This window comes from Arthrobacter sp. TmtSoilC77 (assembly GCF_059739415.1).
The window spans coordinates 4,165,465-4,188,703 of the sequence record NZ_AP046050.1 but is presented as its reverse complement, the minus strand read 5'-3'; the positions used below and the strand labels follow the sequence as shown (position 1 = coordinate 4,188,703).

22 protein-coding genes are annotated in these 23,239 nt (G+C 63.6%); 9 read left to right on the top strand and 13 right to left on the bottom strand.

The window, feature by feature from the left end:
- Nucleotides 1-69: 69 nt before the first annotated feature.
- The gene (locus AC6I99_RS19340) at nt 70-1,104 is read left to right on the top strand and encodes a LacI family DNA-binding transcriptional regulator (RefSeq protein WP_224089279.1); all 1,035 of its coding nucleotides are present in this window, start codon (nt 70-72) and stop codon (nt 1,102-1,104) included.
- Between the two features lie 17 nt (nt 1,105-1,121).
- On the opposite strand, the gene AC6I99_RS19335 is transcribed toward AC6I99_RS19340, so the two are convergent.
- Nucleotides 1,122-1,745, bottom strand: a complete 624-nt coding sequence (locus AC6I99_RS19335) for a LysE family transporter (RefSeq protein ID WP_497961557.1) — start codon at nt 1,743-1,745, stop codon at nt 1,122-1,124.
- 156 nt (nt 1,746-1,901) lie between these two features.
- On the opposite strand from AC6I99_RS19335, the gene AC6I99_RS19330 reads away from it, so the two are divergent.
- Nucleotides 1,902-2,975 carry a DNA polymerase IV gene (locus AC6I99_RS19330; RefSeq protein WP_497961555.1) on the top strand — a complete coding sequence of 358 codons (1,074 nt, stop codon included), beginning with the start codon at nt 1,902-1,904 and terminating at the stop codon, nt 2,973-2,975.
- 23 nt (nt 2,976-2,998) lie between these two features.
- On the opposite strand, the gene AC6I99_RS19325 is transcribed toward AC6I99_RS19330, so the two are convergent.
- The 5 genes from AC6I99_RS19325 to AC6I99_RS19305 all read right to left on the bottom strand — a co-directional run bounded on the left by AC6I99_RS19325 (nt 2,999) and on the right by AC6I99_RS19305 (nt 7,070).
- Nucleotides 2,999-3,982 (bottom strand): aldo/keto reductase, encoded by a 984-nt coding sequence (locus tag AC6I99_RS19325; RefSeq protein ID WP_497961553.1) that lies wholly within the window; start codon nt 3,980-3,982, stop codon nt 2,999-3,001.
- A gap of 18 nt (nt 3,983-4,000) precedes the next feature.
- Nucleotides 4,001-5,221, bottom strand: a complete 1,221-nt coding sequence (locus AC6I99_RS19320) for an RNA polymerase sigma factor (RefSeq protein ID WP_497961551.1) — start codon at nt 5,219-5,221, stop codon at nt 4,001-4,003.
- Between the two features lies 1 nt (nt 5,222).
- Nucleotides 5,223-5,582, bottom strand: coding sequence for a YciI family protein (locus AC6I99_RS19315; protein ID WP_224089275.1), 360 nt, complete (start codon nt 5,580-5,582; stop codon nt 5,223-5,225).
- Between the two features lie 118 nt (nt 5,583-5,700).
- Nucleotides 5,701-6,516, bottom strand: coding sequence for a class I SAM-dependent methyltransferase (locus AC6I99_RS19310; RefSeq protein ID WP_224089272.1), 816 nt, complete (start codon nt 6,514-6,516; stop codon nt 5,701-5,703).
- Between the two features lie 29 nt (nt 6,517-6,545).
- The gene (locus AC6I99_RS19305) at nt 6,546-7,070 is read right to left on the bottom strand and encodes a MarR family winged helix-turn-helix transcriptional regulator (RefSeq protein WP_497961550.1); all 525 of its coding nucleotides are present in this window, start codon (nt 7,068-7,070) and stop codon (nt 6,546-6,548) included.
- Nucleotides 7,071-7,235: 165 nt separating this feature from the next.
- On the opposite strand from AC6I99_RS19305, the gene AC6I99_RS19300 reads away from it, so the two are divergent.
- Nucleotides 7,236-9,407 (top strand): MMPL family transporter, encoded by a 2,172-nt coding sequence (locus AC6I99_RS19300; RefSeq protein WP_497961548.1) that lies wholly within the window; start codon nt 7,236-7,238, stop codon nt 9,405-9,407.
- 4 nt (nt 9,408-9,411) lie between these two features.
- On the opposite strand, the gene AC6I99_RS19295 is transcribed toward AC6I99_RS19300, so the two are convergent.
- The 4 genes from AC6I99_RS19295 to AC6I99_RS19280 all read right to left on the bottom strand — a co-directional run bounded on the left by AC6I99_RS19295 (nt 9,412) and on the right by AC6I99_RS19280 (nt 13,538).
- Nucleotides 9,412-11,697, bottom strand: a complete 2,286-nt coding sequence (locus AC6I99_RS19295) for a PEP/pyruvate-binding domain-containing protein (RefSeq protein ID WP_497961546.1) — start codon at nt 11,695-11,697, stop codon at nt 9,412-9,414.
- Nucleotides 11,698-11,733: 36 nt separating this feature from the next.
- Nucleotides 11,734-12,216 carry a GNAT family N-acetyltransferase gene (locus AC6I99_RS19290; RefSeq protein WP_224089261.1) on the bottom strand — a complete coding sequence of 161 codons (483 nt, stop codon included), beginning with the start codon at nt 12,214-12,216 and terminating at the stop codon, nt 11,734-11,736.
- A 131-nt stretch (nt 12,217-12,347) separates the two neighbouring features.
- The gene (locus AC6I99_RS19285) at nt 12,348-12,695 is read right to left on the bottom strand and encodes an ArsR/SmtB family transcription factor (protein ID WP_224089258.1); all 348 of its coding nucleotides are present in this window, start codon (nt 12,693-12,695) and stop codon (nt 12,348-12,350) included.
- Nucleotides 12,696-12,797: 102 nt separating this feature from the next.
- Nucleotides 12,798-13,538 (bottom strand): aquaporin, encoded by a 741-nt coding sequence (locus AC6I99_RS19280; RefSeq protein ID WP_497961544.1) that lies wholly within the window; start codon nt 13,536-13,538, stop codon nt 12,798-12,800.
- A gap of 45 nt (nt 13,539-13,583) precedes the next feature.
- On the opposite strand from AC6I99_RS19280, the gene AC6I99_RS19275 reads away from it, so the two are divergent.
- The 4 genes from AC6I99_RS19275 to AC6I99_RS19260 all read left to right on the top strand — a co-directional run bounded on the left by AC6I99_RS19275 (nt 13,584) and on the right by AC6I99_RS19260 (nt 17,271).
- The gene (locus AC6I99_RS19275) at nt 13,584-14,258 is read left to right on the top strand and encodes a metalloregulator ArsR/SmtB family transcription factor (protein WP_497961542.1); all 675 of its coding nucleotides are present in this window, start codon (nt 13,584-13,586) and stop codon (nt 14,256-14,258) included.
- A 172-nt stretch (nt 14,259-14,430) separates the two neighbouring features.
- A complete protein-coding gene (locus AC6I99_RS19270) occupies nt 14,431-14,853 on the top strand; it encodes an arsenate reductase ArsC (protein WP_224165502.1) in 423 nt (140 codons plus the stop codon).
- A 28-nt stretch (nt 14,854-14,881) separates the two neighbouring features.
- Nucleotides 14,882-15,871: a thioredoxin-disulfide reductase gene (trxB, locus tag AC6I99_RS19265; protein ID WP_497961540.1), complete on the top strand. Its 990-nt coding sequence runs from the start codon at nt 14,882-14,884 to the stop codon at nt 15,869-15,871.
- A 26-nt stretch (nt 15,872-15,897) separates the two neighbouring features.
- Entirely contained in the window at nt 15,898-17,271 is a 1,374-nt protein-coding gene (locus tag AC6I99_RS19260) for an FAD-dependent oxidoreductase (RefSeq protein ID WP_497962003.1), read from the top strand.
- 3 nt (nt 17,272-17,274) lie between these two features.
- Here the strand turns inward: AC6I99_RS19260 and AC6I99_RS19255 are convergent, their stop codons facing one another.
- Both AC6I99_RS19255 and AC6I99_RS19250 read right to left on the bottom strand, forming a co-directional pair.
- A complete protein-coding gene (locus AC6I99_RS19255) occupies nt 17,275-18,132 on the bottom strand; it encodes a prephenate dehydratase (protein WP_497961538.1) in 858 nt (285 codons plus the stop codon).
- A 144-nt stretch (nt 18,133-18,276) separates the two neighbouring features.
- Nucleotides 18,277-19,689 carry an aldehyde dehydrogenase family protein gene (locus AC6I99_RS19250; RefSeq protein WP_497946940.1) on the bottom strand — a complete coding sequence of 471 codons (1,413 nt, stop codon included), beginning with the start codon at nt 19,687-19,689 and terminating at the stop codon, nt 18,277-18,279.
- A 162-nt stretch (nt 19,690-19,851) separates the two neighbouring features.
- Here AC6I99_RS19250 and AC6I99_RS19245 point away from each other — a divergent pair, with 162 nt between their 5' ends.
- On the top strand, nt 19,852-20,502 hold the full coding sequence (locus tag AC6I99_RS19245) for a LysE family translocator (protein ID WP_224089244.1): 651 nt from the start codon (nt 19,852-19,854) through the stop codon (nt 20,500-20,502).
- 15 nt (nt 20,503-20,517) lie between these two features.
- Here the strand turns inward: AC6I99_RS19245 and AC6I99_RS19240 are convergent, their stop codons facing one another.
- Nucleotides 20,518-21,108, bottom strand: coding sequence for a TetR/AcrR family transcriptional regulator (locus AC6I99_RS19240; protein ID WP_497961536.1), 591 nt, complete (start codon nt 21,106-21,108; stop codon nt 20,518-20,520).
- 124 nt (nt 21,109-21,232) lie between these two features.
- Between AC6I99_RS19240 and AC6I99_RS19235 the strand changes: the two genes are divergently transcribed.
- Entirely contained in the window at nt 21,233-23,224 is a 1,992-nt protein-coding gene (locus AC6I99_RS19235; protein WP_497961534.1) for a primary-amine oxidase, read from the top strand.
- Nucleotides 23,225-23,239: the final 15 nt, after the last annotated feature.

Here is a 23,239-nt window from a genome sequence, read left to right as displayed (position 1 = left end):
GTTAATTGCGTTAAACGCTTGATGCCTTGAGGGGAGTAGTGCGTGCCGCAACAACGCTACGATCGATGCATGGATACCCTGGATCGGCGGAACGCCCGCGCACCCCGTGTAACGGCTGCGATGGTGGCTGCCCGGGCCGGGGTTTCCACCGCCACGGTCTCCTTGGTGGCCAACGGCAAGACGCAAGGGCGCGTATCCGAGGACAACATCTCGCGGGTCCGCTCAGCGATCGCCGAACTCGGATATGTGGTTGACAGCATTGGGAGTTCGCTGGCACGCGGAGTCAGCTCCATCGTCATCCTCGTGACGCCCGACGTCTCCAACCCGTTCTTCGCCAACGTCATCGCAGGCGTCCGGGAATCGCTGGGCCCGGAATACCAACTGCTGCTCTCGGTGACCGATGCAGGGGAGTCGCCGCAAGCTGAGGATGTCCGCAAGCTGTTGGCGCTCCGTCCGGCCGGCTTGCTGGTGGGTGCCCCCAGTGCCGGGTTTCTTCAGGACCTGGCCGCGGCCGGACCGCTGGTGCTCCTGGATGCCCCGGGGCTGGAGTCCTACGCCCCGTCCGTTAACCTCGACGTCGCGCAAGGCGCACGTGAGTTGGCGCGGCACCTGGCAGCCTCCGGACATACCCGGGCCGCCTACGTGGACGGCATTACCGGCACCACCACTTTTCACTTGCGCAGGGAAGCCTTCCTTGAGGAGGCCGCCGCGTGCGGGCTCCTGGTTGCCGACGAGCATGTCATCAGTACCGCGATCGACGTCGGTGCTGCCGCCGCCGCGTTCGCCGACGCCTGGCCCGCGTGGCAGCGTGAGGGGGTGACCGCCGTCGTCTGCGGTACCGATACCCACGCGTATGGCGTGCTGCAGGAAGCGCGTGTGGCGGGCGTGCGGATTCCTGCCGAACTGGCTGTGGCGGGCTTCGATGACCTCCCGTATTCAGCCACCAGCAATCCCAGCCTCACGAGCGTGCACCTGCCCGCGACCCCGCTTGGACTCAAGGCGGGGGAGCAGCTGCGCGGGCTCATGGAGGGCCGGGATTTGGAGGAGCCCCACGTGACGCTGGAGAGCTCCCTGGTGGTTCGCGGTTCTACATCGCTGGTCTAGCGCGGCTTCTGGCCCGCTTAGTGGATGGTGGCGAGCAGGATGCCAACCAGGACGAAAAGGCATCCGAAGATGCGGTTGAGGACCCTCTGGCCGCGCTCGTCATGGGTGAAGCGCTGGAATGAACGTGCTGCCAGAGCGAAGAAGAGCCACATCACCATGATGTCGATGGCCAGGATCGTGGCGGTCAGCACTGCATATTGCTGGAGCAGCGGCTGCTCTGGCCTGATGAATTGCGGCATGAAGGCAAGGAAGAACACGATCGCCTTGGGGTTCAGCAGGTTCACCCAGATACCGCGCTGGAACATGGACATCGCCGACTCGTTCTTGCGGCTGCCCACCTTTTCCTCGTCCAGGTCCGGCTTGTGCAGGAACTGCCGGATCCCCAGGTACACCAGATACGCGGCGCCTGCGTAGCGGACGACGTTGAATATCACGGGCGAATTGGAGACCAGCACACCCACGCCCAAGGCCACGATGACGATGTGGATGACCAAGGCCAATTGTTGCCCGAGGATGCCCCAGATGGAGCGTCGGAAGCCTGAATTGAGCGAATTGCTCATGGTGAAAATGGCACCGGCGCCGGGAGTGAAACTGATCAGGGTGCCGGCGCCAACCAGGGCCAGCCAAAGTGAAAACTGCACCGTCTCAGCTTATGCCGGTGAGACGGGAGCCCGGGACGCGTTGGGTACTGCTTGTTCGGCCATCCAGATAGTGGGTTGAAGCCCAAATGGGTTGATTTCCGCAGGCCTGGCGTCCGATGAGGGTCAGGAAGCTACTGCTTAGGGCAAACTGGTGCCGTGAGTGGAATCCCGTGGGTGCTGCACGTTGACCTCGACCAGTTCATTGCGGCGGTCGAGGTCCTCCGGCGGCCTGAGCTTGCCGGCAAGCCGATCATCGTTGGCGGCCGGGGGGATCCTACGGAACGCGCTGTGGTGTCCACGGCATCGTATGAAGCCAGGGCGTTCGGCGTGGGTTCCGGAATGCCACTGCGCATAGCTGCCCGGAAAGTGCCCGATGCCGTGATCCTTCCCGTCGACCAGGAGGCTTACCTGGCGGCCTCGCACGTGGTGATGTCCACCCTGCGCGCACAGCCGGGCGCCACGGTTCAGGTGCTGGGCTGGGATGAAGCCTTTGTGGGCGTTGAAACCGAAGATCCTGAGGCATACGCACGACAGATCCAGGCTGCCATCCTGGAGCAAACCCGGCTGCATTGCAGCGTGGGCATCGGCGACACCTTGGTCCGCGCGAAGAATGCCACGGATTTTGGCAAACCTGCCGGAATCTTTCGGCTGACCGAAGAGAACTGGCTCACGGTCATGGGCAGCAAACCCACCAAGGAACTGTGGGGCGTTGGACCCAAGGTGTCTGCCCGGCTGGCCAAACATGGGATCACCACAGTCGCCGAGCTTGCCGCGTCCGATCCCCAGGACCTGGTCCCGGAGTTCGGCCCCAAGATGGGTCCTTGGTATGCGCAGCTAGGTCGGGGTGAAGGCGCCAATGAAGTGGACGACACCCCGTGGGTTGCCCGCGCACACGGCCGCGAGACCACGTTCCAGCAGGATCTCACGGAACCCTCACAGATCAGCGATGCCATCAAGGAGCTGACAGCGCGCGTCCTCGAAGACGTGGCAGCTGAGGGGCGGCCGGTGGTGGGGCTGACCCTCAAGGTCCGGTACGCCCCGTTCTTCACCAAGACCTACGCAAGGAAGATCCCGGAGACGTTAGACCGGGACGAAGTCCTCGCGCAAGCCCTGGACGTCACGGCGCGGATCGAGCCGGACCGTCCCATCCGGCTTCTGGGACTACGCGCCGAAATGTCGATGCCCGACGACGCACGAAAGGGACACACCCCGACGCGTAGCGGATGGTGACATGCACGACGGCGGTCGGCCGGCTACCAGCGTGGGTGGATCGCTTCGCGGAAATAGCGGTCATAGATGTCCTGGACCCCAGCGGTGAGCCCTGAACCGACGTCCTGCATTGCTCCCGCCTCAGCGTTTGCATGTGCCTGCACTGAAGAACGGGCACCGGGGATGGCCGTGCTGACACCGTCCTGGGCGATCACCCAGGCGAGGGCCGCTTGGGCGGTGCTGACGCCGTCGGGCACTAATGCGCTGAACTCTTGTGCGGCCTTAACGCCGGTGGCGAAATCGACGCCCGAGAAGGTCTCGCCGACGTCGAATGAGGAGCCGTCGCGGTTGTAGTTGCGGTGGTCGTTCTCCGCGAACCCGGTTTCCGGCGTGTACTTTCCGGACAACAGTCCAGACGCCAGCGGCACTCTGGCGATGATGCCGACTCCGGCCTGCTTTGCTGCCGGGAGAACTTCATCGAGCGGCTTCAGCCGGAAGGCGTTCAGGATGATCTGGACGGACGCGGTATTCCCGCGGTTGATGGCTTCAAGGGCTTCGTCGGTCCGCTCGACACTGACGCCGTAGTTGCGGATGACGCCTTCGCTGACGAGCGTGTCCAAGGCGTCGTACACCTCATCCCTCGTGTAGACGGCGGTGGGCGGGCAATGCAATTGGACGAGGTCCAGGGTGTCCTGCTGCAGATTCCGCCGGGAACGGTCAGTCCACGCGCGGAAGTTGGCGAGCGTGTAGTTTTCGGGCACCTGGTCCACGCGGCGGCCCATCTTGGTGGCAACCAGCAGGTCCAGCCCGGGATTGGCGCGCAGGAAGCGTCCGATCAGTTGCTCGCTTCGGCCATCGCCATAGACGTCGGCCGTGTCGAAGAAAGTAACCCCGCCGTCGACCGAGGCCTCCAGGACGGCAAGTGCGTCTTCCTCTGTGACGTCACCCCAGTCCGCTCCGAGTTGCCACGTGCCTAGTCCAACGGTGGACACCGACCGGCCGGTCTTACCACGTATGCGTTGTTCCATGGATTCGACTATATGGGGTCAAGACTCGTCCATTCGCGCCACTTTGCCCATCAAGTACCGCCGCTCCTGGAGGCTGCCTGTCTTTTTGGCGGCCTCGAGGTAGGCGGCGCGCGCGTCCACATAAGAGCCTGCCATTTCATGCAGGTGGCCCCGCACAGCATCCAGGCGGTGTGAGCGACCGATCGCCGAATCCAGCCCTGCGAGCAGCTCAAGCCCAGCGGTTGGCCCCTTCACCATGGCCACAGCCACAGCACGGTTCAGCGTCACCACGGGACTTGGCGCCACGGCTTCAAGGACCGTGTACAAGGCGAGGATCTGGGGCCAGTCCGTTTCGGCATCAGAGGGCGCCTCGGCATGAACGGCGGCGATCGCGGCCTGGAGTTGGTACGGTCCAGCCGCGCCACGACCGAGCACGGAAGAAAGGAGCGCGATGCCTTCCTCTATCTGCCCGCGGTTCCATAAACTCCGGTCCTGTTCGGACAGCGGCACGGGCATTCCGTCAGCCAGGGTGCGCCCGGCACGACGGGAGTCCGTCAGCAGCATCAGAGCGAGCAAACCGGTGGCCTCGAACTCATCCGGCGCCACGCCCACCAGCAGGCGTGCCAAGCGGATCGCTTCGGTGGTGAGGTCTTCGCGCTGCAGTGAGTCGCCCGAGCTTGCGGCGTAGCCTTCGTTGAAAATCAGGTACAGGACGTGAAGTACGACGCCGAGCCTCGCCTTCCGCTCGGACTCCGGCGGCATGTCGAAACGGGCGCCTGCCTTCTGGATCCCCTGTTTCGCACGGCTGATGCGCTGGCCCATGGTCGCCTCGGGGACGAGGAAAGCAGAGGCGATTTCCGCCGTCGTGAGTCCCCCTGCGGCCCGGAGCGTCAAGGCGAGCTGCGATGGCGCACTTATTGAGGGGTGGCAACACAGGAACATCAGGGTCAGGGTGTCGTCGGCTTCAGACGCCGTGCTGTCCTGGAAGCTGACCTCCATGGCGGCGACGCGTTCCTCCCGGGCACGGCGCGCGCTTTCACTGCGCCATACATCAACCAGCCGGCGGGATGCGACAGCCAGCAGCCATCCTTTGGGATTTGTTGGCAGCCCGGATGGCCATTGCACCACTGCCTCAATGAGGGCCTCCTGGACGGCATCCTCGCAGGCATCGAACTGGCCGTGCTTGCGTGCCAGCACGCCGAGGACCTGCGGCGCCAACGTGCGCAGCAGGTCCTCGATGTCGCGTGGGGGAACGGCCAAACTAGACCTCCGGGGGACCGTCCGGGATAGCGCGGAGTTCCACTACCTGCGAGTACTTGACGATGCTCGAGCAGATTTCCACGGCGCGTTCCTCGCTGGCCACATCTACCACCCAGTACCCGATCAGCGATTCCTTCGACTCGGCGTACGGCCCATCGGTGGTGATGATGCCGTCCGGGGTCTGCTTGACCAGCTTGGCTGTACCGGGATCGGCCAGTCCGGCGTTGAAGACGAGTTCGCCGGACTGAGTCAGGTCCTTGTCGATCTGGATCATGAACCCGATCATTTCCTTGACCCACTCCGGGTCGGCAGTTTCCATCATGCCCTCGGCGGATCCGAACATCATGATCATGTATTTCATCTCAAACTCCTTATGAAGTGGCGCCCTGATTGGGTGCTTTCACTCATGGGTCGGAACTGCGGGGCGCTTTTCTACATGGTTCGGCAAAGTTTTTTTGCGTCAGGACGCCACGCGCAACCTAGGCCCGGGCGATCACCTCGCCGTTGGGAATGAGGAAGTAGCCATCGTCCGTTGCTCCCCAACGGTGCCAGCCTGCGGCGATCCTGGCGAGATCGGCCTCGTTGGCGAACCCGTATTCGAGGGCTTGCTCGGCAAAAGCGGAGTGGAGGACGCGTTCGCTCCACACGCGGGACTGCCATGCCCGCTGTTGGGCTGTCGCGTAGAGCCAGTTGCTGCTGCTGGGTGCCACTTGGGCAAAGCCTGCCTGCTGCGCCCACGAGACCAGCCGGCGGCCGGCATCCGGTTCGGCACCGTTGCGTCGGGCGATCTTCTGGTAGAGCTCCATCCAGTCATCGAGCTCGGGGACCTCCGGGTACCAGCTCATGCCGTGGAAATCGGCGTCGCGTACGGCCACGATCGCGCCCGGCTTGGCCACGCGGCGCATTTCACGCAGGGCGGCGACGGGGTCAGTCAGGTGCTGGAGGACTTGATGGGCATGGACGAGGTCAAAGGACTCGTCCTCAAACTCGAGATCGTAGATATTGCCGGTGCGGAACTCTACGTTGTCCACGCCGCGGTCCTTGGCCAGCTCAGTTGCCTGGGCGACGATCTCCGCCGAGCGGTCCAGGCCGATGACCTGTGCGGGCGCAACCAGCCCCGCGAAGTCGCACGTGATGCTGCCCGGTCCGCACCCGACGTCGAGGACCGACGTCCCCGGGGTGAGATGCGGAATGACAAACGCGGCCGAATTCTCGGCCGTCCGCGAGGCGTGGGCCCGGACAACCGACTCGTGGTGCCCGTGGGTGTAGACATCTTCAGGCTGGTGCGCGTTCATAGGGAAACGCTACAACTTCGGCGGTGGATTTAGGCGGAAGGCGGTGAGGGGCTCTTCTCCGCGGTTTCCGTGCGGGCCGCTACGGTGGCCTGGATCATATCGGTCATGAAGCGTCGGACAATGTCCAGTTCTTCAGCGCTGTAGGCGCCCATGGCCTTGCCCATGCGGAGGGCCAACGGCATGAACATGGCACTTCCATCCCCGTAGGCCTTGGGGGTCATGTGCAGTTGGACCTGCCGGCGATCGGTGCCGAGACGGTCACGGGTGAGGTGGCCGGAGGCGTGCAGCCGGTCAACCAACGCCGTGGTGGCAGGGGAGCTAAGGCGCAGTTCACTTCGGAGGACGCCCGGCGTGACAACGCGGCCGGCGGCAGAATGGCGCATGATCACTGCCAGGGCGTTGAGATCCGTCCGGTGCATGTCGTTCCGGCCACCGGCGGCGTCAACATAGTGGTTGGCTTCCAGAGTGAAGTCCTGAAGGAGCCGCACCAAATCCTGGGGTGCCGCGATTTCCGGGCGTTCGCCGCCGGGGTGCGGGCCTGAAGCCTCAGACATCCTGCCCTCCCGCCTACGTTCAACCTTGATTGCTGCCCTGTCGGATATTACTCCCCGCCAAACAGGAATCCGGCATCAGCAAATGGTTCACTCTTGGAATACTTCCATCATAGAGATATTCTGTGGTGGAATAAAGAGACTCTCAAGCTTCCGGAAGAAGGACCCATGAACCCGCAGAAGGTACCGTTCTGGCTTCGATGGTTGGTGCCCGTGGTGCTTGTCATCATCTGGCTTGGCATTGCCGGCGTTGGCGGCCCAACGTTCGGGCGCCTGGACGAAGTCTCCTCCAATGACCAGGCTTCGTTTCTCCCGGCAGGCGCCGAAGCGACGGAAGCCGGTAACTGGCAGGCGAAGTTCCGTGATTCCAAGGAGATCCCTGCCGTGGTCATCGTTGAGAACGGGACGGCCTTCACCCCGGCCCAGCTGGGCGAAGCAGCCCAGCTGAAAGCCGACATCGAGGCGCTCAAGCTGGGTGACGCCGTCGTCGGGCCTCTTCCCTCGGAGGACGGCAAAGCTGTCCAGTTCATCGTGCCAATAGCGTCCTCGGATGAGCTGCGCGACAAAATCCAGGAACTGCGCGACGTTGTTCAACCGGGCGCTCCGGACGGGACCCGCGCCTTCGTCACCGGTCCCGCCGGGCTGACCGCCGATCTGGTGAACGCGTTCGGCGGCATCGACGGCATCCTTCTGCTGGTCGCCCTTGGCGCCGTGTTTGTCATTTTGCTGCTCGTGTACCGCTCACTTGTGCTGCCTCTGGCAGTCCTCCTGACATCGGTCTTTGCGCTCTGCGCGGCCATTCTCCTGGTGTTCGCGATGGCCAAACTGGGCTGGATCCAGCTCAATGGCCAGAGCCAGGGCATCCTGTCCATCCTGGTGATTGGTGCGGCCACCGACTATGCGCTGCTGTATGTGGCTCGATTCCGCGAGGCACTGACCCACACCACCAACCGTACGAGGGCAGTGCTCACGGCATGGAAAGCCTCCTTCGAACCGATCCTTGCGTCCGGCGCGACCGTCATCATCGCGCTGCTTTGCCTGCTCTTCTCCGACCTGAACTCCAACAAGGCGCTGGGTCCTGTGGCAGCTGCCGGAATCCTTTGCTCGCTGTTCGCCGCGCTTAGCCTCCTGCCAGCGCTCATGGCCCTGCTGGGCTGCGCCGCCTTCTGGCCATTCCGCCCCAAGCTCCTGCCCGACGACGAACGCGAACCCGAGCTGGTTACTGGACTTGAAGGGCAAAAGGGTCTGTGGCGGGCAACTGCTTCGCTGGTTTCCCGTCGGCCGCGCGCCGTATGGGTGGCTTCGGTCCTGCTGCTCCTGGTGGCTTCGGCAGGCGTCCTGCAATTGAAGGCCAACGGCGTCCCCCAAACGGACGTCATCCTCGCGGCCTCCGACGCCGTGGACGGCCAGGACGCGCTGGCGCGGCATTTCGACGCCGGCAGCGGCAGCCCCGCCGTCGTGGTCGCCTCCGAAGATTCCGCGCAGGAAGTGCTGGACAAGGTCAAAGCGGCCGACGGCGTGGGTGACGCCTACCTCCTGGCCGACGGCAATGTGCCCATCACCGGTGCTCCGGGAACTCCGACCGATCCCGTCGTCCGCGAGGGCAAGGTGCTGATCAATGCGACGCTCGACGCTGCCGCAGACTCGATCGAGGCCGAAGAAGCTGTGAAGTCGCTCCGTGCGGCCGTGAAAGAGGTCGACGCCGGCGCTTTGGTTGGCGGGGTCACTGCCACGGCGCTGGACACCAACATCACCGCGCAGCGCGACCTGGTGGTCATCATCCCCATCGTCCTGGTGGTCATCCTCTTCATCCTGATGCTCCTGCTGCGCTCCGTTGTGGCGCCTGTGCTGCTGGTGCTGTCCGTGGTCCTGTCCTATGCGGCAGCCATGGGCGTCTCGGCCCTGGTGTTCAACGGGATTTTCGGTTTCCCAGGTGCAGATGCCACGGTTCCACTCTTCGGGTTCGTCTTCCTGGTGGCATTGGGCGTGGACTACAACATCTTCCTCATGAGCAGGGTGCGCGAGGAATCGTTGAAGCACGGAACCCGGCCTGGAATCCTCCGTGGCCTGGGCGTTACGGGTGGGGTGATTACGTCAGCCGGTGTTGTGTTGGCTGCTACGTTCGCCGCCCTCGGAGTTATTCCCATCATGTTCCTCGTGCAACTGGCCTTCATCGTGGCCTTCGGGGTGCTGCTGGATACCATTGTGGTCCGCTCACTGCTGGTGCCCGCGCTCGCATACGACATCGGACACCGGATTTGGTGGCCAGCTAAGCCCGGCCGGCAGGCTGAGGCAGTGGCGCGTCCCCGTGAGGAGGAACGGGCGGCGGTGGGACGGTAGCTCGTCATTCGGCCGCGACGACGTAGCCCGCACCTCCGTCCACGGTGACTCGCTGGCCCGTCTTGAGTAGCCGGGTCGCGTTGCCGGTTCCAACGACGGCGGGTATCCCGTACTCCCGGGCAACCAGAGAGGCGTGGGCGGCAAGGGTTCCGCCGTCGGTGACCACGGCGGCGGCTCGAGCGAAAAGGGGCGTCCAGGCTGGTGCGGTGGATCGCGCTACGAGTATCTCGCCATCGAGGAAGCTGTCGAATTCCTCCAGACCTGACATCACCCGCACCCTGCCCGTCGCGCGTCCAGTGCTGGCCGGGTGGCCGACAATTGCACCCGCGGGAACCTCGTGGGTTGTCCTGGCTGCGTCAACAGCGCCCGCCACGGGATCAGCTCCAAACCTGCCGGGTTCGCCAATGATGAGAGGTGCGTCCAGACGCCGTTGCATCTCCCAGGTTGCCCGGCGGCTTCCTACCAGCTCCCTGTAGTCCGCCGAAGGGTTCATCACTTCATTCAGGTGGAGGAAATGGATGTCCTGCGGGTCCTCGATGGCACCTGCGGCAGCCAGGTTTTGTCCCAGGCGTTTGGCGCAACGGCGCAAGACCGGCCATCCCAGAGTGAGGTAAAGGGATTGTTCTTCCCTTAGGGCGGCGTAGTACTGGGCCATCGTGACGAGGGAATCAAAGTGGGTGAGGACCCTTGGACTATCAAGCAGCACTTCCCTCGCTGCGGCTTCGGCTGCCTTTCGCTGTGCGTCAAGAGCCTCCTTGCCGGCCGTGGTTGAAGCCGTTTCAGGGCTTCGGATGCCTGCCTCGCCGAAGGTCGGGTGGTACCAGTCGAGGGAGTAAACGGCCGATTCCGATGGTGTCGCATTGCTGCCTGTGAGGCCTGTGCTGCCAGTGAGTCCTGCGCTGCCCGTAAGGCCGCGGAGCAGGGCCTGATGGCCGAGGCGTCCTGCCGGCGTGTCGCTCAGCGGAGCGGCTAGGTGCTTTTGCCAGAGCCTGGCCAGGGCCGCTTCCATTTTCCAGGCAGATCCGCCCACGACGGCCAATGACCACAGGTAGATTCCCGCCTGCCTGACAATGGCATCCACAAGCTCGATGAGCCTTGCCGGGGAAGCCGTGTCCACCTCTTTCCCTGCCTTGCGCACGAGTTCCCGATAGTCGGGCAGCAGCTGGTGTCGCCATTTCAGCTCCAGACCCTTCAGAACAGCGCGGTGTGCCGCAGCCGGATTGCGGGAGACCCGGAGAAGGACGTTGAAAAGGAACCACGGCAAACGACCACGGCTTCGAACTATCAACGGCGCCACAATCCGTGGGAACGGAACCGGCGGGGCGTTGTAATACCAGCCATTGACGGCGCCATAACGAAACGGCACCCGCACCTGAATATCGTCCTCCATGCCGTCGAGATACCCGGTCTCGATCCGGCGAAGAAGCCAGTCCTCGAACAACGGCGTCATGGGATCCGGAAGCCATTCACCGAGCCTGAAATTCCGCGCCCACAGGCCTTCGCCCGGAGCTGTCCAAACTGCTGGCGTGGGAAGCGCCGTCATCGGGCGGGCCTGAAGGAGGAACAGTGCGTCGTCATAGTCCAGAGCCCACTCGATGTCCTGCGGGACCCCGGCCCGGTGGTGGAGCCGACGGGCCAACGCCGCTACTTGCCTTGCTTGGTCCGAGGTGAGGATGCTGCCATCCGTGGTGCGCGTGGCGTCGCTGGCGCGGACTGTCCATTGCTCTCCGACTGCTTCGCCGGACACCAGCGGCTCCCCAAGACCGGCGACGGCCGTGACAATGGTTTCGTCGGGGTCCCCGGTCAGCGGGTTGGCAGTGAACGCAACGCCTGCGGCACGGGGCTGGACCATCTGTTGAACGAGTACCGCCATGGAAGGGCCTGCCGCATCGCCCCGGGCCGCATCGCCGCGGGCCGCTGCTCCGAGAACAGCCTCATACGCTGCAACTCTATGCTCCGCAGCGGAGGCCAAACACTGCCTGACAGCATGCTCAAGGTCATCCCGCTCAACGTTCAGCAAGCTTTCGTAGAGACCAGCATAGGAAGCGCCTGCGAGATCCTCTGCGGTGGAAGAGGACCTGACAGCGTAGGGTCCCGGGCCTGTCCTGCCGGCAGCAGCTGTCAGAGCGCCCGCGAGGTTGTTTCCGAGTTGCCCCACCACCTCCGACGTGACGACGAACCCCGCTGGCACGTTGAAACCCTCTGCCCTGAGCTCGGAAAGAGTGGCTGCTTTACTGCCCAACACCGTCTGGTCCGCGCTCGCAGAGCCAAGCTGCGGAAACTCGCTCATAGCCATGGCTCTCCCTCTTCGCAGACACTTCCGGTTTCAGACAGTCGCGGAGCGTCTTTCGATCATTAGGGTGTCGCGCCACTGCCCCGCGAGTGGGCCAAGAGGCATCCTGGCGATTCGATTCCGCCGGCCGACAACCGTAAAGCCCTCCGCAACATGAAGCCGGAGGCTCGCTTCATTCTCGGGAAAGACACTGGCTTGGATCGTCCAGATTCCTGCTTCTTCAGTGGACGTGATCAGCGCGCGGAGAAGGGCCTTACCCACACCCAAACCGCGGGCTTCCCCGGCCACGTAAATGGAATGCTCCACGACACCGGCATACGCTGCACGCGAGGAGGTGGCGGACACGGCGGCCCAACCGAGGATCCGGCCTTCTGCTTCCGCGACCAGCCGGTGATCCTTGAGTCTTGTAGCGTCGAATTGCTCCCACGCAGGAGCGGAGGGCTCGAACGTGGCGTTCCCGGACTCGATACCTTCGGTGAAGATCTCCCTGACCACCGGCCAATCGGAACGCGTCATTTTGCGGATCCGGACGCCGCTGTTGGGCAATGGCGCCGTAGTTCCTTTAGTTACCGTTGTGCCTTTAGTCTCCGTTGTGTGAGCAGTCTCGCTCGCCCCTGTAGTCCTGCTTGTCCCTGAAGTCCCGCTTGTCACAAGGTCTCCAGCAGGCCGGAAGTCCGCTCAATGGCACCCGGGACCAAGGAGTAGTACGCCCATGTGCCCCGCTTTTCGCGGTGCAGAAGGCCGGCATCCACCAGGATCTTCAGGTGGTGTGAGACTGTCGGCTGGCCGAGGTCCAGGGGCTCGGTGAGATCGCAGACGCAGGCTTCACCGCCGTCGGCGCTTTTGACGATGGACAACAGGCGAAGCCTGTTGGGATCGGCCAGTGCCTTAAACACGGAGGCGCGGACCTGGGCCTCATAGGCGTCGAGGGAGCCTGTTGACGGTGGACAACAGTCCTTGTCAGTAGCCGGTTCGAGGAGTGGCAGCGAGGTCATCTATCCATTATGCCGCAACATTGACATTCATCAATGTATGGTCGTGGCGCCTTTCGCCGTCAAGCTGCAGCCCTTCGCCGGTGAGCTGCTGGGCCTTCTCCATTAACGCTCTGCGGCTTCCCCCGCATGTGGGATGACCACTTCACTGGCGGAGCGCCCGGCGCCTGGAAAGAGCAGGAGCAGGAGCGCTACGCCCAAGGCTGCGCCTATCAGCTGCGCGGCGATGAATGGAGGCGTGGATGCCGGTGCGATGCCGGCAAACGTGTCGCTGAAAATCCGGCCGAGGGTTACGGCTGGGTTGGCAAATGAAGTTGAGGATGTGAACCAGTACCCGGCGCCGATGTAAGCGCCCACGGCTGGGGCTGCCAGGACGCCCCTATTCGTGGCGGCGAGAGCGAAAATCAGGAGGATCAGCACTGCGGTGGCAACGATCTCGGCCAGTACGTGCCCGGGCGTCGCGCGTTCCTTCCTGGAAATGTCCGTCCCGATCTCAAACATGGCGTTCGCCAGGGCGCTGCCACAGATCGCACCCACGATCTGCGTGGGTATATACGCCCCGAGGTCCCGAAGGCTCAGTCCGGACCCATTGCGCCGCCCCAGGAACCAGTCCGCCAAGGACACTACGGGGTTGAAGTGGGCGCCACTGATCGGCCCGTACACCAGGATCAGCACTGTCAGCCCGAGAACTGTAGCCGTGCTGTTCTGCAGCAGCTGCAGGCCGGTGTCGGCGGGGGACAGCTGTTGAGCGGCAATCCCGGACCCGACAACGACCGCAACCAGCAGGCAGGTACCTAGCAGTTCGGCAATGGCGCGGCGCCACAGGGGTGGCTGGGGTGAAGTCATGGGAACAGCTTGACGCAAAGAATTAACTCAGTCAAAATTGAACCAATGAATATTGAAGCAGTTGAGGTCTTTCAGGCAAGGGTCGCAAGGCATGCCGCCCTCGCTGATCCAGCGCGCCTGCGCATAGTTGACCTGCTAACCCTCGGGGACTTTTCGCCAACGGAATTGCAGGCTGAATTGGGCATGCCGTCCAACCTGCTCTCCCACCACCTGCGCACCCTCGAGGAAGCAGGCTTGGCAAAGCGCCACCGCTCGGAGGCGGACAAGCGCCGCAGCTACTTCCGCCTTGCCAGTGACGCTTTCGAGGGTCTTGTGCCCGGCATCGCCCACGACGCACGTCGCGTCTTGTTCGTCTGCACGCGCAACAGTGCCCGCTCCCAACTGGCCTCTGCCCTTTGGCGGCAGGCCAGCGCGATACCTTCGGCCTCGGCTGGAACGCACCCCGCGGACAGTATCGCCGCGGGGGCTGTCGAGGCGGCCCGGCGACATGGCCTGGATCTGCCCGACGTCGCTCCCCGCGCTCTTGACGAAGTAGCGGATGAAGCCGACTTCATCGTGACCGTCTGCGACAACGCCCATGAGGAGTTGGTCGGCCTCGGTGGGATCCACTGGTCTGTTGCCGATCCCTTGCGGCTGGATACTCCGGCGGCCTTCGATGCAGCCTTCGAGGATATTGCCCACCGCGTCACTGAGCTCGCTGCGCGCGTCGTTGCCGCTTAGAAACGTGGGGCTCAAAATCAAATATTGACAATCATCGATATACCGCCCGATACTTCTATGTATCGATCTTCATCAATATCCATGGATCGATACGGTTTTTCAGAGCTTTACGGTTAGGGCGCATGTCTCCACACCACACACTCGTTCGCACAACACTTCCAGGAGAAAACCCGTGAGCACCGAAACCGCCAAGAAGCCGTCCGTCCTCTTTGTCTGCGTCCACAACGCAGGCCGATCCCAGATGGCGGCCGCGTTCCTAAGCACTCTCGCCAAGGGGGAGATCGAGGTCCGCTCCGCCGGTTCCCAGCCGGCCGACAAGGTCAACCCCGCCGCCGTCGAGGCCATGGCCGAACTGGGCATCGACATGTCTGCCGAAATCCCGAAGGTACTCACCACCGAAGCCGTCAAGGAATCCGACGTCGTCATCACCATGGGCTGTGGTGACGAATGCCCATACTTCCCCGGCAAGCGGTATGAAGACTGGGTCCTGGAAGATCCAGCTGGCCAGGGTGTTGACGCGGTACGGCCTATTCGGGATGAAATAAAGACCCGCATCGAGGGCCTGATCGACTCCCTCATCCCTGCGTCCAAGTAATCCGGCTTCCGGCATAGGAGAGATTCCCATGAGTAATGACATCAGGGCCGAACAACTGATTATCATCGGCTCGGGCCCGGCGGGCTACACCGCGGCCATCTATGCGGCCCGGGCAGGGCTTAAGCCGCTTGTCCTGGCAGGCTCGGTTACTGCGGGTGGCGCTTTGATGAACACCACCGAGGTCGAAAACTTCCCCGGCTTCCCGGGCGGTATCCAGGGCCCCGAGTTGATGGACGGACTCCAGGAACAGGCCGAGAAGTTCGGCGCCCGCATAGTGTTCGACGACGTCACGGAAGTCGATCTGAAAGCTCACCTCAAACGAGTGGTCACCGGCGCGGGGGAGACGCATGAGGCGCCCGCCGTCATCCTCGCTACTGGTTCGGCCTATAAGGAACTCGGACTGCCGGAAGAGAAAAAGCTCAGCGGACACGGCGTGTCCTGGTGCGCCACATGCGATGGTTTCTTCTTTCGGGAACAGGACATCATTGTGGTTGGCGGTGGAGACTCTGCCATGGAAGAAGCAACCTTCCTGACACGCTTCGGCAAGTCCGTGACTGTTGTGGTCCGCAAGGGTGAACTCCGTGCCTCGCGCATCATGGCCCAGCGGGCCAAGGACAATCCCAAGATCAGCTTCGCCTGGAACTCCGCCGTCACCAGGATCCACGGCGATACCAAAGTTACCGGAGTGACTCTGACGGATACCCGCACTGGAGAAACCCGCGAACAGGCTGCAACAGGGATCTTCGTTGCCATTGGTCATTTGCCCCGCACCGAGCTTGTCGCCGGGCAGGTGGACCTCGACGCCGAGGGTTACATCAAAGTCGATTCGCCCACCACCTGCACCAATCTCTCCGGGGTCTTCGCATGTGGCGATGCCGTGGATCACCGGTACCGCCAGGCGATCACCGCCGCCGGCACGGGGTGCGCTGCAGCGCTGGATGCTGAACGATTTCTGGCGGCACTTGAGGACGCAGACAGCATAGCCACGGCACTGGTGGAAGAACCCACCCACGCCTGAGGATCCCAAGGATGAAAGAGGACACCATGGAGACAGCGAAGAACCTTCCCGTCGCGATAATCGGTGCCGGCCCGGTCGGATTGGCCGCAGCAGCGCACTTGATCGAACGTGGCCTCGAACCGGTCATCTTTGAAGCTGGACCCTCCGCCGGTGCGGCCATCGAACAATGGCGCCACATCCGGCTCTTCTCGCCCTGGCGTTTCAACATCGATGCCGCCGCCGTCCGCCTCCTGGAACAATCAGGCTGGGAATCTCCCCGCCCCACGGCCCTGCCTTACGGCGGGGAGCTCATCGACAACTACCTCACTCCGCTGGCAGCCATGCCGGTCATGGCGTCCCGCTTGCAGACGGGCGCCCGCGTTGTCGCCGTTACCCGTCTGGGACTGGACAAGACCCACGTCCGTGACCGGGACACCACCCCTTTCCTGGTCAGGGTGGAGCACGCGGACGGCGAAACCCGTGATCATGTTGTGGCTGCCGTCATCGATGCCTCGGGAACGTGGTCAACCCGCAACCCACTGGGCACCTCAGGCTTGCCCGCCGTTGGCGAAGAGACAGCGGCGGACCGCATATCCTCGCCCCTTCCTGATGTCACAGGGCGGGACCGGACCAGCTTTGCCGGCCGTCGCGTCCTCGTCGTGGGCGCTGGACACTCGGCTGCGAACACCCTGATCAATTTGGCCGACCTCTCCAAGGACGAACCCAACACGCGGATCCTGTGGGCCGTGCGAGGCGGCTCTGCGGAGAAGGTCTACGGTGGCGGAGCCGCGGACGGATTGCCCGCGCGGGGCCAGCTCGGCGCCAGGCTTCGTCGGCTGGTCGAAGCCGGCAGCGTCGAACTGTACACAGGCTTCGGAATAGCTAGCATGAAGGCCCTCGACTCCGGGCTGAGCGTTGAATCCGTTGACGGACGCACGCTGGACGTCGATGTCATCGTTCCGTGCACCGGCTTCCGCCCGGACCTGGAGATCCTGCGCGAACTCCGTCTCAACCTCGATCCTGCCGTTGAGGCACCCACGGAGCTCGGTCCACTGATTGACCCCGAATTCCACTCCTGCGGCACTGTCCCTCCACATGGTGCCAAGCTGCTGGCACATCCAGAGAAAGACTTCTACATCGTGGGAATGAAGTCCTATGGCCGTGCTCCAACCTTCCTGCTGGCCACAGGCTATGAGCAGGTCCGTTCCGTCGCTGCTGCACTGGCCGGTGACCACGAGGCAGCGGATTTGGTGCAGCTGGAATTGCCGGAAACGGGAGTCTGCTCCACGGACGCCGGGACCAGCTGCGATGTTCCCTCGACGGTCATCAACGAAGAAGCGGAGTCGGGCTGCTGTGCTTCACCGGAACCAGCTTTCATCGGCTTCCCGACCGGGTTCGCGCACGGCCGTTCGGGGGTTTAGCCGCTAGGCGTTGACGGTGTTCCGTTGCCGATAGCTATCGGCGGCATAGACGCCCAGGATCCGCACCTCCGTTGTGAAGAATTCCAGCTCCTCCAACGCCCGGCGGAGACGCGCGTCCGCAGGGTGCCCTTCGACGTCGGAGAGGAACATGGTGGCCGCGAACTCGTTACCCACCATGTAACTCTCAAGCCTGGTCATGTTCAGGCCGTTGGTCGCAAAACCACCCAGCGCTTTGTAGAGCGCTGAGGGGACGTTGCGAACACGGAACACGAAGCTCGTGATCGCGGGACCCGGGAGCTCCTCCTTGGTGGGAATTTCGCGTTCCCGGGCCAGAACCACAAAGCGCGTGGTGTTGGTGGGGTCATCTTCGACGCCGGAGGCCAGCACCTCCAGACCATACAAGCCCGCGGCCAGTGGAGGAGCGAGGGAAAGCTTGCGGGGATCGTTCCAGTCGCGCACTTCCCTCGCTGATCCTGCCGTGTCTCCGGCGATAACCGGCTTGAGGCCGGCTTCCCGGATGATCTTGCGGCACTGGCCCAAAGCGTGGATATGGCTGTGAACCTCTGTTGCGCCTTCAATGGTGCTGCCCGGAATGCCCAAGAGGTCAAACCGGATGGGCAGGAAATACTCGCCCACGATTTGCAGCTTGGACTGGGGGAGCAGTGCGTGAATGTCAGCCACACGTCCGGCGATGGAGTTCTCGATCGGGATCATGGCGAGGTCCACTTCACCGGTGGACACCAGTTCAAAGGCGTCTTCAAAGCTTGCGCAGGGCACGCTTTCGAGGTTGGGGAACATTTCCTTGCACGCGAGATCCGAGTTGGCTCCCGGCTCACCTTGATACGCAATCTTCTGGGACATGGTGCTCATGGTTTCACGCGGTTCCCCCAGCAACCCAACCGGGTCCATCCTGTGACCGGCAACCCAACTGAGTCGCAGCAGAGCGCGTTTTGAGGGGTCAAAACGCGCTCAACTGCGACTCAGTTGGGCCAGGAAAGCGGGAACTCAGCCGTTGATGATCTGCGGTACGCCCAGTGCCTTGAGGCCTTCAGCGCCGAACTCCAGGCCGTAGCCGGACTGCTTGGCGCCACCGAAGGGGATGCGTGGGTCCACTGCGCCGTGTTTGTTGATCCACACGGTGCCGGCCTGGATGCGGGAGGCGACCTCGCGGGCGGCAGCCAGGTCGGAGGACCAGACGGAGGCGCCGAGGCCGACGTCGAGGGCGTTGGCTTTGGCGACTGCCTCGTCAACGGTGCTGTACCGGATGATCGGCAGGGCCGGGCCGAACTGTTCCTCGGCGACGAGCGGGTTGTCGTTGTCGATGTCGGCAACCAGTGTGGTGGGGTAGAAGTTGCCGGGCTGATCGGCGTCGGGGTTGCCGCCGAGCAGGATGCGTGCACCGGAGTCGCGGGCAGCCTCCACCAGCCGGGCCACGATGTCATACTGCTGGCGGTTCTGCAGTGGGCCGAGGACGTTGTTCTCATCGAGCCCGTTGCCCATCGGCATCGCGGCGGCGACGGCGGCCAGTTCAGTGCACACTGCCTCGTACAGCGAGTCGTGGACGTACAGGCGCTTCAGGGCGGCGCAGGTCTGGCCGGTGTTGATGAAAGCGCCCCAGAACAGCCCCTCGGCAATGGCTTTGGGGTCCGCGTCGGGCAGGACGATGCCTGCGTCGTTGCCGCCGAGTTCCAGGGTGAGGCGCTTGACGGTGTCAGCCGACGAACGGATGATCGCCTTGCCTGTGGCCGTGGAGCCGGTGAACATGACCTTGCCGATGGCGTCGTGCGCGGCCAGCGCTTCGCCGACGTCGCGTCCTCCGGAGACCACGCTGAGCAGGCCTTCGGGCAGTTCCTGGTTGATGATCGAGGCCAGCGCGAGCACGGACAGCGGGGTGTATTCGGAGGGTTTGACCACCACGGCGTTGCCCATCCGGAGGGCAGGGGCGATTTGCCAGACAGTGATCATCATCGGCCAGTTCCAGGGTCCGATCGCGCCCACGACGCCGATGGGCCGGTAGTGCAGTTCGGCGCGGGTTTCGCCGTCGTCCACTACAGTCTCAGGGTCCAGCGGTGTGGCGGCGGTTGCGCGCAGCCACGCGGCGCACGCGCCGACTTCGAAGCGGGCGTTCGGGCCGTTCAGCGGCTTGCCCTGCTCGCGGGAGAGCAGTTGGGCGAGCTCTTCTGCGGAGCGTTCGACGGCGTCGGCCGCCTTCATGAGTGCAGCGGACCGCGCGTCGTGGCCCAAGGCAGCCCAGGCTGGCTGTGCAGCTGCGGCAGCTGCCACAGCGGCGTCAAGATCTTCAACGGTGTGGACGGGGGCTTCGCCGACCGCCTGGCCCGTTGCAGGGTCAAGAATCGTGCGGCTGTTCTGGCCGGGGGCTGCGGTAATCGAGGCCAGCAAGGCGTCGTAAGTCTCCATTGGTACTCCGCTCGGGTAGTAAGTCTTGGCGGCCGGTGAGGCGCGCGGCGATGATTCCAGTGTGGTTGGCGTCACGCGGAGTCGCCTTGTCTATGCACGAACAGCCCTTGACGGGAAGCGAACGCTTTCCAGCAGCGCCTTTCGTACCGGATAATTTGGCGGGTGACTCTTGCATCCCTCGCTGCCTTCGCCGGTCTCTGCCTGGTCCTGTCCGTAACTCCGGGTCCGGACACCTTTCTGGTCCTTCGCATTGCGTTGAACCGTCCCAGTGCTGGAATTGCTGCGGCGGCGGGGTCGGCCATGGGGGCGATTGTTTGGGCTGCACTGGTGGGCGTTGGCCTCGCGGCCATCCTCGAGCAGTCGGCGGAACTGTTCCGCTGGGTCAAGATCGCGGGCGGCTTGTACTTGCTGTATCTGGGCGTTTCTTCGTTCATCAAGTCCAGGAAAGCGGCCAGGGCGGCCAAAGCAGGCCCAGAGGGAGAGGGTTCCAACGCGCCCCTCCCATACAGCCGGCTCGCGGCGCTGGGCGCAGGAGCTCTCTCCACACTCCTGAACCCGAAGGTAGGCCTGTTCTATCTGGCCGTGGTCCCGCAGTTCATCCCGCACGGCGGAGACACCATGGGTACCTCACTCATTTTGGGCATCGTGGTTGCCGTCATTGCCTTCGCGTACCTGTCGATGATCGCGGTGGTGGCGTTCAAGGCGATGCGGTGGCTCAAGCGCCCCAAGGTGAGTACCGCCGTCGAGCGTGTCAGCAGCGGTGTGATCGCGGGACTGGGCGTCGGCGTGGTGGCGTCGGGCGCCAGCAGCTAGGCAGCCAGCAGTTAGCTAGCCCGCCAGCAACCTTAGATAGTTGTCCAGCTGCCCTTCAAGGTCCTGGGCAAAGTGCTCGCCGGGGGACAGGGCCGCCACGATCTGGGCGCCCAGCATCATGTTGAGCAGATGATCGGCGACGGCGGCGTCCCCAATGGGGGCGGCAATCTCACCGGCCGCGCGGGCTGCTGCCGTGTGCGCCGTGATGGTGTTGTGCCACTGGTTCATGGACTCGCTGTGCAGGGCCGCCATCTCTGCGTCGTTGAGGGCCTTCTGCCAAAACGGGATCACGATGCGGGCTTCGTTGACGCGCTCCTCGTCCAGCGGCAGGACTTCGGCGCAGAAGGCGCGGAGGGCAGCGATGCCGGCCAAACCCGAGGTCACGGCCGCTATGCGCTGGTTGGTGCGGTTGAAAACGTGCCCGAAAGCTGACGTCAGGAGCAGATCCTTGGTCGGAAAGTAGGGCTTGAGCGCGCCATTGGCAAAGCCGGCTTCTTCGGCAATTTCGCGCATGGTGGCGCCTTCAATGCCCAGCCTTGCAATGATCCGCCAGGTTGCGTCCACCAGTTCGAGGCGTCGTTGATCGTGGTCCACAATCTTTGGCACTGAGCGGGCTCCCTGAAAACTTTTTGGCGGACAGGTCTTGTGACTCATCTTACGTTTTGGTTATTCTCTACACCTATAGAAAATAAATCCTGACCCATCATAGGTCCCCGGACAAGAGGCAGCCATGACGCCCACAGCAACCCAGACAGCCACTGACGCAGCCGTTAAGGAAACCCAGTACCGCCTGGCCACAGGTGCCGAAATCTCTGAGGTGCAGCGCCTCCTGCAGGCCGCCGGACACCTCGGCGCCGAGCAGCGGATTGCCTACCTGGGCCTTGTGGATCCGTCCCGCAGCCAGGCAAAGGAAGACCGCCGCTTCCGTGTGTTCATCCACGACATCTCCGGCGGGGCTCCTACCGACGTCCTGGTGTCGGTGACACGTGGTGAGATCCTGTCCGCGACAGAACTGGACACCAAAATCTCCGGCGAACTCCCCGTGCTGGAGGAAGAGTTCGAGGTCGTGGAGACGCTCCTCGCCACGGACGAGCGCTGGCTCGCCGCCCTTGCGGCACGAGATCTGGACGTGGAAAAGGTTCGCGTGGCTCCGTTGTCCGCGGGCGTCTTCGAATACGACGAGGAACGCGGCCGCCGCATCCTTCGTGGCCTGGCCTTTGTGCAGGACTTCCCGGAGGACAGTGCGTGGGCCCACCCTGTGGACGGGCTGGTGGCGTACGTGGACGTGGTCAACAAGGAAGTCACCCAGGTGATCGACCTCGGCGTCATGCCGATCCCGGCCGAGCATGGAAACTACACGGATCCTGAACTGACCGGACCCCTGCGGACCTCCCAGAAGCCCATCAGCATCACGCAGCCGGAAGGTCCGAGCTTCACTGTCACAGGTGGCAATCACGTGGAGTGGGAAAAGTGGAGCGTGGACGTCGGCTTCGACGTCCGGGAAGGAGTTGTCCTCCACAACCTCGCTTTCCGGGACGGCGACCGCCTCAGGCCCATCATCAACCGTGCCTCGATCGCCGAAATGGTGGTTCCGTACGGCGATCCCTCGCCCATCCGGTCCTGGCAAAACTACTTCGACACCGGCGAATACCTCGTTGGCCAGTACGCCAACTCCTTGGAACTAGGTTGCGATTGCCTTGGCGACATCACCTACCTCAGCCCCATCATCAGCGATGCCTTCGGCAACCCCCGCGAAATCCGCAACGGGATCTGCATGCACGAAGAAGACTGGGGCATCCTCTCCAAGCACTCGGACCTCTGGACCGGCATCAACTACACCCGCCGCAACCGTCGCCTGGTGATCTCCTTCTTCACCACCATCGGCAACTACGATTACGGCTTCTACTGGTACCTCTACCTGGATGGAACCATCGAGTTCGAAGCCAAGGCCACCGGCATCGTGTTCACCAGCGCATTCCCGGAAGGCGGTTCGGACAACATTTCCCAGCTGGCGCCGGGCCTCGGTGCCCCGTTCCACCAGCACCTCTTCAGCGCCCGCCTGGACATGGCCATTGACGGCTTCACCAACCGCGTGGAAGAAGAAGACGTGGTCCGCCAGTCAATGGGCGAAGGCAATGAGCGCGGCAACGCCTTCTCCCGCAAGCGGACGCTGCTCACCCGCGAGTCGGAAGGCGTCCGGGAGGCCGACGCCCGCAGCGGCCGGACCTGGATCATTTCCAACCCCGAGTCCCGAAACCGTTTGGGCGAACCCGTCGGCTACAAGCTCCACGCCGAAAACCAGCCCACGCTGCTCGCCGACCCAGGTTCCTCTATCGCCAAGCGCGCCGCATTCGCCACGAAGGACCTCTGGGTCACCCGCTATGCCGACGACGAACGATACCCCACTGGTGACTTCGTGAACCAGCACTCCGGCGGAGCAGGTTTGCCGGCTTACGTCGCTCAGGACCGCGAGATAGACGGCCAGGACATCGTCGTATGGCACACCTTTGGCCTCACACACTTCCCCCGCGTGGAGGACTGGCCGATCATGCCCGTGGACACCGTTGGCTTCAAGCTGCGCCCCGAAGGCTTCTTCGATCGGAGCCCCGTGCTGGATGTGCCGGCAAACTCTTCAGGTTCGAGCTGCCACAGCTCTGCCGCCGCCGCTGGGGATGAACACGGCGATGCGTCCGGCTCGGGTCAGCACGGCCACTGCCACTAAACGGATCCTCGGACA